General features: G+C 66.5%; 14 protein-coding genes. 4 read left to right on the top strand and 10 right to left on the bottom strand.

Annotation, left to right across the window (positions count from 1 at the left end; all coding sequences use genetic code 11):
- Positions 1 to 187: 187 nt before the first annotated feature.
- The 3 genes from rarD to ACTOWJ_RS12895 form a co-directional block, all read right to left on the bottom strand.
- Complete coding sequence (rarD, locus tag ACTOWJ_RS12905; protein ID WP_441335022.1) at positions 188 to 1,093, bottom strand: EamA family transporter RarD; 906 nt, start codon at positions 1,091 to 1,093, stop codon at positions 188 to 190.
- Positions 1,090 to 2,064, bottom strand: a complete 975-nt coding sequence (gene yedA / locus ACTOWJ_RS12900) for a drug/metabolite exporter YedA (RefSeq protein ID WP_441335021.1) — start codon at positions 2,062 to 2,064, stop codon at positions 1,090 to 1,092. Before yedA ends, rarD begins: the two co-directional genes overlap by 4 nt.
- Before the next feature lie 289 nt (positions 2,065 to 2,353).
- Positions 2,354 to 2,866, bottom strand: coding sequence for a GNAT family N-acetyltransferase (locus ACTOWJ_RS12895; RefSeq protein ID WP_441335020.1), 513 nt, complete (start codon positions 2,864 to 2,866; stop codon positions 2,354 to 2,356).
- A 137-nt stretch (positions 2,867 to 3,003) separates the two neighbouring features.
- On the opposite strand from ACTOWJ_RS12895, the gene ACTOWJ_RS12890 reads away from it, so the two are divergent.
- A complete protein-coding gene (locus ACTOWJ_RS12890; RefSeq protein ID WP_441335019.1) occupies positions 3,004 to 3,510 on the top strand; it encodes an Lrp/AsnC family transcriptional regulator in 507 nt (168 codons plus the stop codon).
- Positions 3,511 to 4,075: 565 nt separating this feature from the next.
- Here the strand turns inward: ACTOWJ_RS12890 and ACTOWJ_RS12885 are convergent.
- From ACTOWJ_RS12885 to ACTOWJ_RS12860, 6 genes are all read right to left on the bottom strand, one after another.
- Positions 4,076 to 4,960 carry a bifunctional transcriptional activator/DNA repair enzyme AdaA gene (locus tag ACTOWJ_RS12885; RefSeq protein WP_441335018.1) on the bottom strand — a complete coding sequence of 295 codons (885 nt, stop codon included), beginning with the start codon at positions 4,958 to 4,960 and terminating at the stop codon, positions 4,076 to 4,078.
- Positions 4,961 to 4,969: 9 nt separating this feature from the next.
- Positions 4,970 to 5,188, bottom strand: a complete 219-nt coding sequence (locus ACTOWJ_RS12880) for a DUF6053 domain-containing protein (RefSeq protein WP_441335110.1) — start codon at positions 5,186 to 5,188, stop codon at positions 4,970 to 4,972.
- A gap of 125 nt (positions 5,189 to 5,313) precedes the next feature.
- Positions 5,314 to 7,536: a carboxy terminal-processing peptidase gene (locus ACTOWJ_RS12875; protein WP_441335017.1), complete on the bottom strand. Its 2,223-nt coding sequence runs from the start codon at positions 7,534 to 7,536 to the stop codon at positions 5,314 to 5,316.
- Between the two features lie 302 nt (positions 7,537 to 7,838).
- Positions 7,839 to 8,879: a lipoyl synthase gene (gene lipA, locus ACTOWJ_RS12870; RefSeq protein WP_441335016.1), complete on the bottom strand. Its 1,041-nt coding sequence runs from the start codon at positions 8,877 to 8,879 to the stop codon at positions 7,839 to 7,841.
- A 173-nt stretch (positions 8,880 to 9,052) separates the two neighbouring features.
- Positions 9,053 to 9,733, bottom strand: a complete 681-nt coding sequence (gene lipB / locus ACTOWJ_RS12865) for a lipoyl(octanoyl) transferase LipB (RefSeq protein ID WP_441335109.1) — start codon at positions 9,731 to 9,733, stop codon at positions 9,053 to 9,055.
- The gene (locus ACTOWJ_RS12860; protein WP_441335015.1) at positions 9,733 to 10,011 is read right to left on the bottom strand and encodes a DUF493 family protein; all 279 of its coding nucleotides are present in this window, start codon (positions 10,009 to 10,011) and stop codon (positions 9,733 to 9,735) included. Before ACTOWJ_RS12860 ends, lipB begins: the two co-directional genes overlap by 1 nt.
- 213 nt (positions 10,012 to 10,224) lie before the next feature.
- On the opposite strand from ACTOWJ_RS12860, the gene ACTOWJ_RS12855 reads away from it, so the two are divergent.
- The 3 genes from ACTOWJ_RS12855 to ACTOWJ_RS12845 all read left to right on the top strand — a co-directional run bounded on the left by ACTOWJ_RS12855 (position 10,225) and on the right by ACTOWJ_RS12845 (position 12,989).
- Positions 10,225 to 11,016, top strand: coding sequence for a hypothetical protein (locus ACTOWJ_RS12855; RefSeq protein ID WP_441335014.1), 792 nt, complete (start codon positions 10,225 to 10,227; stop codon positions 11,014 to 11,016).
- On the top strand, positions 11,013 to 11,600 hold the full coding sequence (locus ACTOWJ_RS12850; protein ID WP_441335013.1) for an NIF family HAD-type phosphatase: 588 nt from the start codon (positions 11,013 to 11,015) through the stop codon (positions 11,598 to 11,600). Before ACTOWJ_RS12855 ends, ACTOWJ_RS12850 begins: the two co-directional genes overlap by 4 nt.
- A gap of 459 nt (positions 11,601 to 12,059) precedes the next feature.
- Positions 12,060 to 12,989, top strand: a complete 930-nt coding sequence (locus ACTOWJ_RS12845) for a hypothetical protein (protein WP_441335012.1) — start codon at positions 12,060 to 12,062, stop codon at positions 12,987 to 12,989.
- Positions 12,990 to 13,260: 271 nt separating this feature from the next.
- Here ACTOWJ_RS12845 and ACTOWJ_RS12840 read toward each other — a convergent pair whose 3' ends face one another.
- Complete coding sequence (locus ACTOWJ_RS12840; protein ID WP_441335011.1) at positions 13,261 to 13,818, bottom strand: hypothetical protein; 558 nt, start codon at positions 13,816 to 13,818, stop codon at positions 13,261 to 13,263.
- Position 13,819 lies beyond the last annotated feature (1 nt).

Raw genomic sequence — 13,819 nt, 5'->3', positions numbered from 1 at the left:
TTGAAAAAGGGGGGCCAGGGGGGATTCGCTTTTTGCTCCAGCCACCACGTTCAACCAGCAATCGCCACCCGCCGCCGTCACCCCAGATCGGCCACGCGCGGCTCGCCGTGACCCAGCGCACCCAAGGCGGTGACGGCGATTCGTCACCGGCAACTTGCCGATACAGCGGCTGTCGCCACCCCCGATATCAAGCCACCGCCGCCGCCATCCGCCGCGACCGCAGCGCGCCTTCGCTGGCGAACACGATCAGGCCGATCCAGATGATGACGAAGCCGATCGCGCGCTCGCCGTCGAAGGGCTCACGCAGGATCAGCACGCCGATCAGGAACTGCAACGTCGGCGCGACGTACTGCAGCAGGCCGATCGCGGTCAGCGACACCCGCCGCACCGCATAGGCGAAACCGATCAACGGCAGCGCGGTCAACGCGCCGGCGATGATCAGCAGCACGTCGATGCCCAGGCCCCAGCCGCCGAGGAAACCGCCCATGCCGTGGTTTTCGCCCCACAGCATCAGTCCCAGCGCAGGTGCGAACAGATAGACGTTCTCCACGCCCAACCCGGTCACCGCCTCGACCGCGACCAGCTTGCGCACCAGCCCGTACACGGCGAAGGACACCGCAAGGCCCAGCGCGATCAGCGGCGGCCGGCCGTATTGCACGGTCAACCACAACACACCGGCGAAGGCCAGCGCGATCGCGACCCACTGCACCGCGCGCAAACGCTCGCCCAGGAACAGCACGCCGAGCATCACGCTGACCAGCGGGCCGATGAAGTAACCCAGGCTGGTTTCGATCACGTGCCCGGCATTGACCGCCCAGATGTACAAGCCCCAGTTGAACGCGATCAACACGCCGCTGAGCGCCAGCATCGCGGCCTTGCGCGGCTCGCGCAGGATGTCGCGCAGCCAGTGGCGGCCGAACTTCCAGCACAGCCACGCGGTGACCAGCAGGGTGCTCCAGATGATGCGGTGGGCGACGATCTGCAGCGACGGCACCGAGTTGAGCAGATGCCAGTACAGCGGCATCAGTCCCCACAGGACGAACGACGCGACCGCGATCCACAATCCGCGGCGGTCGGTGGCGACGGCATTCATGCCTGTTTCTCCAGTTCCGATCCGCCGGCCGCAGCGACCGGCGCGGCGACGGGTGCGGCCGCGGGCGCGGCCTTGGCGGCGCGCGCCTTGGCCAGGGTGATGATGACCACGCCGACCAGGATCACCGCCATGGCGCCCAGATCGTGCGAGCTGAAACGTTCGCCCGCCAACAGCGCGCCGAACAGTACCGCGATGGGCGGATTGACGTAGGCGTAGCTGGTCGCCAGCGCCGGGCGCACGTGATGCAGCAGCCAGATGTAGGCGGTGAAGCCGAAGATCGAACCGGCCACGACCAGGTACAGCAGCGCCGCGGTGGCGCTGAAAGTCGGCATCGTGGTGATGCGCTCGCCCATCACTCCGGCCGCGCCGAGCATCCACACGCTGCCGGTCAGCATCTGCGCGCTGGCGGTCATGAACGGCGACGGCAGGTCGAGATCGCGGCTCCAGATCGAACCCCAGGCCCAGGCGATCGGCGCCACGATCAGGCACACCAGACCCAAGGTGGACGCCGACAGCTTGCCGCCGGCATTGAGCCAGATCACGCCGAGGAAACCGATCGCCAGACCGACCCATTCGATCTTCGACGGATGCCGGCCACGCAGCATCGCGAACACGCCGGCGAACAACGGCATCGACGCCACCGCGATCGCGGCCAGTCCCGAGTCGACCTGGGTCTCGGCCAGATTCACCAGACCGTTGGACAGCAGCACCATCCAGATCGACAGCACCCACAGCGTGCGCCATTGCTTGCGCGTCGGCGATGCGACGCCGCGCCAACGCAGCACCGCGTACATGATCGCGCCGGCCAGGAACATGCGCGCCGCGCCGAGCAGGAACGGCGGATAGCTTTCCAGGGCGAAGCGGATGCCGAGATACGTCGAGCCCCACAGCACGTAGACCGAAGCCAGAGCGGAGGCGACCGCGAGGGCGCTGGGAGCGTGTCGTTCGATGGTCGTTGGTGCGGCGCTCATGACGCGGTACTCGGACAGTGAATGGGATAGCTTGAGGCGTACGCGGACAAAGCAGGAGCGAGAAAAACTTGAGACTGCATATAGCCAGACATGGGGTCTGCCCGATCGCGCGGTGTTCGACGGCGGCCGAGCGCGGAGACGGCGGTCCGGCCGGACGACGTGCGTCGGCCGGAGGCTGAGATGAGGATCGATCGCGACATGCGCGAATCGCGCACGACGCACCAGCGAACGAGAACGCAACAACGTTGCAACCCGCGGCGCGCGCATCGGCGCGGCGCCACGCAAACCACTAAGGATGCGGCCGGTAGCACGACACCGTGGTGCGGCGACTGCCCAACTGGCGACGGCACGGATCGTCGAAGGTATCGATGACCACGAAACCGGCCTTGCGCATCATCCCCGCCGAGCCCTCGTTCTCCTCGTGGCGCTCGACGTAGATCTCGGTCAATCCCATCTGCAACAGCCGCGACACCGCCGCCTTGAGCAAATGGCTGCCCAAGCCGTGTCCGCGATGCTCGCGATGCACCACCGCCTCGCCGATATGGCCCTGCCATTCGATCCGGCGGCCCTCGGGTTGGTAGCGATGAAACTCATCGCTCGGCTCAAATGTGACGACCGCCACAATTTGATCCTCGCACAACGCCACGACCGCCTGCGTGCGGCCGCGCCGTATCGCCGAAAGATGCGCGGCGAGCTCGACCTCGGGCAGGTAATTCCAGGGATTGGGACCGTGTTCGCGGATCAGCGCGAGAATCTCGCCGATCTGCTCGGGTACTGCGGCGTGCGTCACGTACCGGGACATCCCGGGGGCGTCCGTATCGGAGGGGTCGGGGAAATACGCCCGCATATAAATTCCTAATCTGGCGGGTGCACGAATAGCGTATCGATGTCAGTCAAATTACGGTTGAATATTTGTCCGTGTGAACGCAAAAATCTTGCATGAATGGTGCCCCCCTGATTTTGGACGAGTTCGACCACAAGTTGCTCGAACTGTTGCAACAAGACGCTTCGGCGACCCTGAGCGAGCTCGGCGACGCGGTCGGCCTGTCGCCGAGCGCGGTCCAGCGGCGCATGACCCGCTATCGCCAGGACGGGCTGATGCGCCAGGTCGCGGTGCTCGACCCGCTGTCCCTGGGCAGCACCCTGGCCGCCGTGTGGGTGACCATGGAGCGCGAATCGGCCGAAGGCAACGCCGCCTTCCACGCCCGCGTGCGCGCCGCCCCCGAGGTCCAGCAGTGCTACACGCTGGCCGGGGAATGGGACTACCTGGTGATCCTGGCCACCACCGGCGTCGCTCACTGCCGGCAGGTGGTTGACCGGCTGTTTCTCGACGAAGGCAACGTCAAGCGCTACGACACCCACCTGGTGTTCGACGTGATCAAACACGGATTGGAGCTGCCGACCCGCGATGCGCCGCGCACCACGCGCAAGCGTCGCGGGGGGTGATCGAGGCTACCGCGACCAGATGGCGGCCGTTGCAACCAAACAGGCCCCGTCGTTGCGGGGAGCCCTGCCCGATCCGATCGCAACGCTTCCGCGATCCGCCGCTGTAGGAGCGGCGCGAGCCGCGACTGCGGAGCTTCGTGCTCGCGGCGTAAGCAGGAGTTCGCGGTCGCGGCTTGCGCCGCTCCTACAAGGGCCATGGCCAGGATCGTGGCGAATTGCCGGGACGCTCAAGCCGCCCGCTCGCGCTGCAGCAGCGTCCGGGGCCGCCGTTGTAGGAGCGGCGCGAGCCGCGACTGCGGAGCTTCGTGCTTGCGGCGTAAGCAGGAGTTCGCGGTCGCGGCTTGCGCCGCTCCTACAAGGGGCACGGCCAGGGTCGTGGCGAATCTGCCGGGAGGCTCAAGCCGCCCGCTCGCGCTGCAGCAGCGTCCGGGGCCGCCTTTGTAGGAGCGGCGCGAGCCGCGACTGCGGGGCTTCGTGCTTGCAGCGTAAGCGGGAGTTCGCGGTCGCGGCTTGCGCCGCTCCTACAGGGGCCATGGCCAGGATCGTGGCGCATCTGAGGGCGGGCTCAAGCGGCGCGCTCGCGTTGCAGCAGCTTCTCTTTGAGCGGCAGGCCCCAGCGATAACCGCCCAATGATCCATCGCCGCGCACTACGCGATGGCATGGCACCACGACCGCGACGCGATTGTTGGCGCAGGCCTGGGCGACGGCGCGCGCGCCGCGCGGCGAGCCGATCTCGCGCGCGATCTGCTCGTAGCTGCGGGTCTGGCCGAGCGGAATCTTCATCAGCGCGTCCCATACTTTTTTCTGGAACGCGGTGCCGATCAGATCGACCGGCACCGACTGTTTGTGCCCACCCAAGGTTTCGGCCACCGCCTGCACGCGCGGAGCGAGGAATTCGTCGCGCCCGGCGTCCACGCGCTCCAGTTGCGCGCGCGGAAACTCACTGCGCAGCTTGCCCTCCAGGACGCCCGGATCCTCGCCGAGTTCGATCATGCAAATGCCGCGCGCGGTGGTCGCGATCAAGGCGGTGCCGATCGCGGTGCGGGTCAGGCTCCAGCGGATCTGCTCGCCGGCGCCGCCGGCGCGATAACGCGCCGGGGTCATGCCCAGACGCGCGGCGCCGCTTTCGTACACCCGCGAGGGCGAACCGTAACCGGCGTCGTACAAGGCCGCGCTGACGTCGCTGCCTTCGCGTAACGCCGAACGCAGGCTGCCGAGCTTGCGCTGGGCCAGGTACTCGGCCGGGCTCAAGCCGAAGCGCGCGCTGAAGCGGCGCTGCAGATGCGAGGGACTCAGACCGACCGCCTCGCCCAACTCGGTCAGCGACGGCTCGCCGGCCTCCAGCAGCAGGCGCGCCTGTTCGAGCTTGTCGACGGCAGGCGTGGCGTGGGCGGACCGGTCAACGGCGGGGCCGGCATCGGGCTTGCGCAGTGAGGTTTTAGTGTTCATGGGGCAAGACTAGGCCTCATCGGCCGGGCTCGCTATCCGCATCTTGCGTGGGGTTGCGCCGGATTTCGTACCCGGTTCAGCTCGGAATTTCAGCTGCGACGGATCGCTCATGAAATGCAGTCGTGGCAGATCTTTTGTGGGAGGGGCTTCAGCCCCGACGCTGTTCGGTCCCGTCTGATGGATGCATGGCATCTGATCGAAAAGCGTCGGGGCTGAAGCCCCTCCCACAAAAAACTTCACGCGACACACTTCGCCCAACAGACTTCGCACGAAGCGATCCTGGAGCCATCCCTCCGGAAAAAGAAAACGCGCCCTCGGGCGCGTTTTCTCCTTCGATCCGGAAACATCCGGACTCAGTCGGCCCAATGCCCCGGCCGGGTCGCGGTCGGCAGCACTTGCGCCGACAGCTGACGGTCGTTGTTGAGCAGACGCACCGCATCGGCCAGGATCGCCGCCGACTCGCGCAGCAGCGGATCGGGGCGCTTGTCGGCGAGCTTCTCGCGCGCGGCGTCCTTGACGATGTCGCGCTCCGACGAAGCCAGTCCGTCGTCGTTGGAATCGTCGGCCAGCGGATCGAGCGCCAGACCCAGTTGCTTGCGTTCGGCCTGACGCTGCTTGCGCTTGGCGTCCTCGCGATCGCGTTCGGCGCGGCGCTCGCCTTCGTTGAGCGAGATCCACTTCTTGGCGCGTTCTTCGCGGAACTGCGCCACGTCCTGCGACCACCACTGGAATTCCTTGTCGCTGCCGATGCGGCTGCTGTGCAGCGTTTCCAGCTTGGGCAGCAGCGGCGCGAAGTTGCCGTAACTGGTGTGCGGCACCGAAGCGATCTTGGTCCACGGCAACGCGTTGTCGTAGGTGCTCTCGCCGTACTCGGTCGCGTCCACCGACACCGGGAAGGCGATATCGGGCACCACGCCCTTGTTCTGGGTGGAGCCGCCGCTGACGCGGAAGAACTGCGCGATGGTCAGCTTGACCTGGCCGAAGCGCGCGGTCTCGTTGGCCGGCCAGCGGTCCAGATCGACCAGGTTCTGCACGGTGCCCTTGCCGAAGGTAGTTTCGCCGATGACGAGGCCGCGGCCGTAATCCTGGATCGCGCCGGCGAAGATTTCCGAAGCCGAGGCCGAACCGCGATTGATCAACACCGCCAACGGACCTTCCCAGGCGATGCCGGTGTCGCTGTCGCCTTCCACGCTGACGCGGCCGCCGGATTCGCGCACCTGCACCACCGGACCGCGATCGATGAACAGACCGGTGAGTTCGATGGCTTCGTTGAGCGAGCCACCGCCGTTGTTGCGCAAGTCCAGCACCACACCGTCGACCTTGTCGGCGCGCAGCTTGACCAGCAGCTTGCCGACGTCGCGGGTAGCCGAGGCGTAGTCGTTGGCGTTCTTGCGACGGCCTTCGAAGTCCTGATAGAAGCCCGGCAGCTTGATCACGCCCACGCGCTTGGCCGGCGCGCCTTCGGCGGCGGGAATGTCGATGATTTCCGATTTGGCCGCCTGTTCTTCCAGACGCACCTTGTCGCGCATCAGCACGATGCGGTTGGGCTTGCTGTCCAGGCCGGACTCGGCCGGGATCACGTCCAGGCGCACCTTGGTGCCCTTGGCGCCGCGGATCTTGGCGACGACGTCGTCGATGCGCCAGCCGATCACGTCCTCCATCACCCCGCTGTCGCCCTGGCCCACGCCGACGATGCGGTCGCCGGCCTTGAGCAGGTTGCTGCGCGCGGCCGGACCGCCGGGAATGATCTCGCGGATCGCCACCACGTCGTCCTGCTTCTGCAACTGCGCGCCGATGCCGTCGAGCGACAAGGACATGGTCATGTTGAAGTTGTCGGCCGACTTCGGGGTGAGGTAGTCGGTGTGCGGATCGATCGCGTTGGCGTAGCTGTTGACGAAGGTCTGGAACACGTCCTCGCCCTTGAGCTCGGAAATGCCCTTGGCCATGTTCGTGTAACGCTTGTCCAGGGTCTTGGCGATGTCGTCGTTCTTCTTGCCGGCCAGCTTCAGGCGCAGCCAGTCGTTGCGCACCGACTGCTTCCACAGCGCGTCCAGCGCCGCCGTGTCGGCGACCCAGGGCGCGTCCTTGCGGTCGTAGTCGTAACGGTCGGCGCCGTCGAACTCGAAATTGGCCGGCTGCTTGAGCAGGCCGCGCGCGTAGGCCACGCGTTCGTCCACGCGGTGCTTATAGGTCGAGAAGATGGTGTAGGCCGGCGACAGATCGCCGCTCTTGATCGCATCGTCGAGCTTGTTCTTGTAAGCATCGAAACGGCCGATGTCGACCGCAGTGAAGAACTGCTTGCCGGCGTCGAGCGATTCGAGATAGCGCTTGTACATGTCGGCCGACAGCGCATCGTCGAGCGCGCGCGGCCGGTAGGCGTAGCGGCTGTCGGAGAGCAGGCCGTAGACCAGCTTGGCCGCGGTGGTCTGGTCGGCGGTGGGCGCGCTGGGCAGCGTCGACACGCCGGTGGAGGCCGCCGGAGCGGTTCCGGCATCGGGACGCGCCAGCAACGCCAGCGGGGCGGTCAGCAGGAAGCCTGCGACCAGGGTCAGTGCACGCGTGTTCTTGAGGGTCATCGCGAAGTCTTCCCGGCCGGGGAGAGCCGGACTTTAAGAGGATGCAGCAGGAGGATGATGCGGCTTTCGACAAGGCCACAGTGCCGAAAGTTGCCGGCGCTGTCGACTTGCCTGCTGAAATTGCCCGTTGCGCGCGTGAACGCGGTTCAGTTTGGGCGGGACGGACGTTATCGGGCCGTTATTGCAGCCGGATCCGGCACGAAACGCCGGTCCCGCGCCGACTGGCGCGATCCGGGAAGACGTGGATCGGCGGCCACACCGGCGACCGCCGGGTACCGCGCCGGCCGCGACCGCCGCGGTGCTCAGGCAACCGCGAAACCGGCGTCGATCGCCTGCCGGTCGGCGTGGTAGGACGAACGCACCAGCGGGCCGGAGGCGACGTGGGTGAAGCCCAGCGCCATGCCGTAGGTTTCCAGTTCCTTGAACTCTTCCGGCGTCCAGTAACGCAGCACCGGGTGGTGGTGCGGGGTCGGCTGCAGGTACTGGCCGATGGTGATCATGTCGACGTCGTGCGCGCGCAGGTCGCGCAAAGTCGCCTGCACCTGCTCCATGGTCTCGCCCAGGCCGAGCATGATCCCGGACTTGGTCGCCACCTGCGGATGCTGGGCCTTGAACTTCTGCAACAGGGTCAGCGACCACTGGTAGTCGGCGCCCGGACGCACGTTGGTGTACAGGTCCGGCACGGTTTCGACGTTGTGGTTGAACACGTCCGGCGGACTGGTGTTCAAGATCTCCAGCGCGCGTTCCATGCGGCCCTTGCCGCGGAAGTCGGGGGTCAGGATCTCGATCTTGGTACGTGGGCTTTCATTGCGGACCGCGCTGATGCAGTCGACGAAATGTTGGGCGCCGCCGTCGCGCAGGTCGTCGCGGTCGACGCTGGTGATGACCACGTACTTCAGGCCCATGTCGGCGACGGTGCGGGCCAGGTTGGCCGGTTCGCTCGCATCCGGCGGCTTGGGCCGGCCGTGGGCGACGTCGCAGAACGAGCAGCGGCGGGTGCAGACCTCGCCGAGGATCATGAAGGTCGCGGTGCCGTGGCTGAAGCACTCGTGGATGTTCGGGCAGCTGGCCTCTTCGCACACCGTGACCAGGCGGTTCTCGCGCAGCTTGGCCTTGAGCACAGCGACCGAGTTACCCGAAGGGATGCGCACCCGGATCCACGAGGGCTTGCGCAGCACCGGCACGTCGGCGAACTGGACCGGCGAGCGGCTGATCTTGTCGCCGCCGAGCTGCTTGGCGCCCGGCGTCATCGTGGTCGACTCCAGTACCGCCGGCACCAGAACTTCGGGCGCGCCGCCGCTGACGACCGTGAGCGGGATGGACTTGGAGGCGGGGTTGGTCATGGCGTTGCTGGACTCTTGGCTGTTGGCTCCCTCTCCCGCTGCGCGGGAAAGGGTTGGGGTGAGGGCCTGTGGCGGCTGCGCTGCCGCGCGCCCTCATCCGCCCTTCGGGCACCTTCTCCCGCACAGCGGGAGAAGGAGAATCAGTGCTTCTCCCACAAAGCGGGAGACGATTTTCACAAGCTCAACGGTTCCGCCTTCTCGACCGTCAGTCCAAACTGCCGAGCGAGGTTGGCCACCAGCGCCGGCTTGACCTGCTCCATGCCCGAGGGGCCGCCCAAGTCTAGCACCGAGGTCACCTGCAGCCCTTGAAAACCGCAGGGATTGATCCGTTGATACGGCGACAGGTCCATGGCGATGTTGAAGGCCAGCCCGTGGAAGGTGCAGCCGCGGCGGACCCGGATGCCCAAGGCCATGACCTTGGCTCCGGCCACGTACACACCCGGCGCGCCGTCCTTGCGGGCGCCTTCGATGTTCCACTCGGCCAGGGTGTCGATCACCGCCTGTTCGATCCGGTCCACGTACTCGCGCACCCCGACCTTGAGCCGGCGCAGGTCCAGCAGCGGATACAGCACGATCTGGCCGGGGCCGTGATAGGTCACCTGGCCGCCGCGATCGACGTGGATCACCGGGATATCGCCCGGCATCAGCACGTGTTCTGGCTTGCCGGCCTGACCCAGGGTGAACACCGGATCGTGCTCGACCAGCCACAACTCGTCGGGCGTGCCGGCGTCGCGCGCGTCGGTGAAGGCCTGCATCGCACGCCAGACCGGTTCGTAGGGCTGGCGGCCCAGGTCGCGCAATTGCGCCGACGGCGGCACGGCGACACCGCCGAACACGGCGGCGACGGGGTCGATCACAGTGTCCACTTCACTTCCGGATGGTCGCGCAGCACTTGGTGGGCCAGGTCGTACTGCGCGCGATCGTTGGCGCGGAAGCTGATCCGTACCGACACGTACTTGCCGCTGGAGGACTGCTTCCACTGAATGGTTTCGGTCACCACCTCGATCCCGGCCTGCATCAGCAACTGCGGTAGCACGCGCTCCAGCCCCATCTCGGCCGAACCCATCGCGCTGAGCTCGAAAGTGCCGGGAAACTGGAAGCCGTGATCGGGGTTGTCGGAATGAATGTCCATGGCCGCCATTATGGGTCCGCGCCCGGGGCAACCCAAGCTCGGTACTGGGACGGCGGCATTGCGCTCGTGGAACGCAGGTGCGGCGGGCCGCATCCCGCCACGCCAGCCGGCAGCCGCCAGATTCGGCATGCCGCGGCCGCCGTGCATGGCCGTCTGCCGTAACGGCGCGGCACGCGTTAACGTGGGCGCTTCCGCTCCCGCATTCACGTGACGATGGGCCCGCAAGACCGCCAGCACTCCACCCGCCCCGCCGCCCTCGGCCTGCTCGCGCTGGCCCTGGGCGCCGCCGTGCTGGCGGTAGCCGTGCCGGCCCTGCGCAAGCCCGAGCGCGAAGGCTGGATCGCGCTGCCGCCGCAGCCGATGGATGCGACCGATTACGACATCCGCCAGTTGCTCGACAAATCCGCGCGGATCGCCAATCCGTCCGGGAGCGCGCAAGGCCCGCGTGGACTGGCGTCGCATTGCGGCCGCGAAGACGCCGAGCCGGCGACACCGCCGTTGGGCGCCGGCGCATTCGCGCCGATTCCGATCGGCGCGTCGCAGAGCGATATCGATCCCGATCCGCTGCCGCCTGGCGGCGACCGCTACCTCATGCTGCTCGGCCCCTTCGACGGATCCGCCCTGATGCAGCAGGTGCAGATCGACGTATACGGCGATCGCGCCCGGTTGCGCGTGCGAGACGGCAACGGCTACCGGTTCTCGCTCCACCCCGCCACGCGCCTGGAGGATCCAGCGGCGTCCCGTACCGACCACACCTTCGACCTGAGCCAGCTGAAAGCCTTGCGCGAGGCCTGGAACACGCCGGAGCTATGGACCGCGCCACAACGCAGCGCGGTGTTCTGCGCGCAGGACTACGGCGCGCACGAAGCGTTTTTCGAAGCCTGCGTCGATGGCCGCTACTTCGCCCGCGACCGCGGCTGCGATCGCGCGGCGCAGCCGCAGTTGCAGCGGTTGTGGCAGTCGGTGCGCGCCAGCATCATCGCGCCGCCCCCGGCGCCGCGATGATGCCCGCGGCGGACGCCTCGCCGCTGCTGTTGGTGCTGGACCTGGACGAAACCCTGATCCACGCCAGCGAAGTCGAGCTGGACCGTCCGGCGGATTTCCGCGCGGTCGGTTACCACGTATACCGGCGGCCGCACCTTCAGACCTTCATCGATCATGTACTGGCGCATTTCCAGGTCGGCGTATGGACCTCGTCGGGCCGGACCTATGCCGAGGCGGTGGTGGCCGCGCTGTTTCCGCCGCAGTCGCTGCGCTTCGCCTGGTCCAGCGAGCGTTGTTCGATCAGCCGCGATTGGACTACCGGCGAGTACCTCAACCGCAAGCGCCTGCAGAAACTGAAACGTCACGGTTACCGGCTCGAACGCATGCTGGCGATCGACGACACGCCGTACAAGCATGCCTACAACTACGGCAACCTGGTGTGCGTGCGCGAGTACCTGGGCGAAGACGAGCACGACGACGAACTGCTGCATCTGATTCCGTATCTGGACCGGCTGTCCGGCGAGCCGAACATGCGCGCGATCGAAAAACGTCGCTGGCGCGAACGTAAGTTGCAGACGGTTGGCGAAGACGGGTCGCCGTCGTAATCGACGCGTTTTCGCCCGAACTCAAAGCCTCATCGGCGGGACTTGGGCCTCGAATCGAGCGCTGGAAGATCACCGGCTTCGGGTGTCGGGCCTGAAAGGCCCTCCCACAAAAGACCTCGAAGAGTCCAAGCGATGTCGCTCATGCGCTCGCACCCATGCACGGACGCTCCCGCCCGGAGCGCGCAAGCGCGAGGTCTTTTGTGGGAGGGGCTTCAGCCCCGACGCTTTTCGATCAGAGCGCGACAGATCATCCCAGCCTTATCGAAAAGCATCGGGACGCAAGCCCCTCCACAAAAACTTCGGCCCCAAACCATCGGATAACCGGCACCACTTGGCCTGAATCGGACCGAGTAGACGTTCTCAACCACTGAGCGGCGTTTCTGATATTCAACACGCTGTAGCACGCAGCGGTTAGAAACTGCCGAGATCGCGCAGTGGATGCGCATTCAGGAGATCCCCATGCCCCCCAGTCAATCCGTCGCCCTGCCCCTGCGCGGACAGTTCCGCAGCCTCTACAACCAGCTCAAGCGCGCGCGCCTGCTCGATCGCACGCCGGTGATCTTCTGCGAAGGCGATTCGTGGTTCTCCACGCCGCTGGCGATGAATCTGCTCGATTGGATCGTCTCGCCGGCACCGCAGGACGAGGAGCGCGGCATCCCGCTGCTCGGCAACGGCGGGCTGTTCTTCCGCGCCGAACGCAGCGGCGATCACGCCTCGCGCAATCCCGACGAGCCCAAGCGCTCGATGTTCGTGCGCGACAACATCGACGACATCATCGGCTGGTACGAGCAGTTCGATTTCGACCTGATCCTGCTCAGCGCCGGCGGCAACGATTTCGTCGACAGTTTTCTCAAGCGCACCCTGCGCGGGCAGACCGCGCTGTCGGCCGACGCCGCGTTCCAGTTGGTGCTCGACAGCGGCAAATACGAAACCGTGCGCAAGGCGTATGCGCTGTTCATCCAGGCCGCGCTCGCGGTCAAGCCGAACACGCCGATCCTGGCCCACACCTACGACCATCCGCAGCTGATCGGCCGCCCCGGCGCGCTGACCCCGGGCAACATCGGCGTGGCGGCGCTGCTCAAAAAGAGCGTCGGCCCGTGGATCGGGCCGCATATCAATGCGGTGGTGCACGCCGACCCGAGCAAGACCCCCGACGAACGGCTGCGCTTCGTGCGCCTGCTGATCGACGGTTTCGAGCGGCATGTGCTGCGCGAGCTCAAGAACGATCCGCGCTTCGGCGAGCGTTTCGATTACGTCGACTTGCGCGGCATGCTGACCGACGAGAGCCAGTGGTTCGACGAGATGCATCCCTCCGAAGCCGGTTTCCACGCGATGGCCAGCAAATTCCGCGGGGTCATGATCGGAAAGCTGCCCGCCGCCAAACGCTGACGCGCGGCCTCGAAGCCTCGGCGGGAAACCTTATCGTGGGAGGGCGTTCAGGCCCGACGCTTTTCGGTCGGATCGCGGCGAACCAAGCGAAAGTCCCGAACCTGAAAACCTCTCCCGCAACAGCAACGCGCTGTGGCTTGGAACAAAGAAAAGGCCGGCGAATGCCGGCCTTTTCGTCTGTGCGGTACTCCTGCATCAGGCCCGGATGACAGACTCCTCCGGGCCATCACATTCGGTGACGGCGCAGGTCATCTCCGGCGCCATACCGAATTCACCACGGAACGCGACGCTGCTCGACCAGACGCGGAGTGACTTCCTTCACCCCGGCCTGACCGAGAATGCTGCGACGCGCCTGCATCGCTTTTTCCACCGAGCTGTAACCGATGGTGGCCTTGCCGCCCACCGCCGATGAGTACAGCAACTTGCCGCCGGTCGACTCAACCAAACCGTCGACCACACTGGGGTGGCTGAAGTAGACGTTGAGCTCGGGCGCGACGATCACGGCGCTGCCCGTGTCGGATACGGCAGCGCCGAGGTTGGCGCCCGCGGCCGGCGTATCCAGCGAACGCTTGCTGCGCGAACTGGCGGCCGCTTGCGGGAGTTCGACCACGTAATCGCCGACCACCAGCTCGCGATCGCCATCAGCGACCGCATCGGACGGCCTGACCACGGCCGACGGCGCCAGGCGGAACTGCCTTTCACCGATGCTGAAACTGTCGCCGGTCGCGGCCTGCTTCAACTCGGCCTGACTGGAGACCTGGGCCATCGCCGCCGGCGCCATCGCCACGGCCAACAGGCCCGCGCAGAACGAAAGAGATTGGATTTTCATG

Source organism: Lysobacter sp. CA199 (assembly GCF_052078715.1).
In the GTDB taxonomy this organism is placed as follows: domain Bacteria; phylum Pseudomonadota; class Gammaproteobacteria; order Xanthomonadales; family Xanthomonadaceae; genus Lysobacter.
This window is presented reverse-complemented; position numbering and strand designations above follow the sequence as displayed.

What these genes read in the sequence shown, in the direction of transcription:
- rarD (WP_441335022.1), bottom strand. Translation starts at nt 1,093, where the DNA reads ATGAATGCCGTCGCCACCGACCGCCGCGGATTGTGGATCGCGGTCGCG.
- yedA (WP_441335021.1), bottom strand. Translation starts at nt 2,064, where the DNA reads ATGAGCGCCGCACCAACGACCATCGAACGACACGCTCCCAGCGCCCTC.
- ACTOWJ_RS12895 (WP_441335020.1), bottom strand. Translation starts at nt 2,866, where the DNA reads ATGTCCCGGTACGTGACGCACGCCGCAGTACCCGAGCAGATCGGCGAG.
- ACTOWJ_RS12890 (WP_441335019.1), top strand. Translation starts at nt 3,004, where the DNA reads ATGAATGGTGCCCCCCTGATTTTGGACGAGTTCGACCACAAGTTGCTC.
- ACTOWJ_RS12885 (WP_441335018.1), bottom strand. Translation starts at nt 4,960, where the DNA reads ATGAACACTAAAACCTCACTGCGCAAGCCCGATGCCGGCCCCGCCGTT.
- ACTOWJ_RS12875 (WP_441335017.1), bottom strand. Translation starts at nt 7,536, where the DNA reads ATGACCCTCAAGAACACGCGTGCACTGACCCTGGTCGCAGGCTTCCTG.
- lipA (WP_441335016.1), bottom strand. Translation starts at nt 8,879, where the DNA reads ATGACCAACCCCGCCTCCAAGTCCATCCCGCTCACGGTCGTCAGCGGC.
- ACTOWJ_RS12860 (WP_441335015.1), bottom strand. Translation starts at nt 10,011, where the DNA reads ATGGACATTCATTCCGACAACCCCGATCACGGCTTCCAGTTTCCCGGC.
- ACTOWJ_RS12855 (WP_441335014.1), top strand. Translation starts at nt 10,225, where the DNA reads ATGGGCCCGCAAGACCGCCAGCACTCCACCCGCCCCGCCGCCCTCGGC.
- ACTOWJ_RS12850 (WP_441335013.1), top strand. Translation starts at nt 11,013, where the DNA reads ATGATGCCCGCGGCGGACGCCTCGCCGCTGCTGTTGGTGCTGGACCTG.
- ACTOWJ_RS12845 (WP_441335012.1), top strand. Translation starts at nt 12,060, where the DNA reads ATGCCCCCCAGTCAATCCGTCGCCCTGCCCCTGCGCGGACAGTTCCGC.
- ACTOWJ_RS12840 (WP_441335011.1), bottom strand. Translation starts at nt 13,818, where the DNA reads ATGAAAATCCAATCTCTTTCGTTCTGCGCGGGCCTGTTGGCCGTGGCG.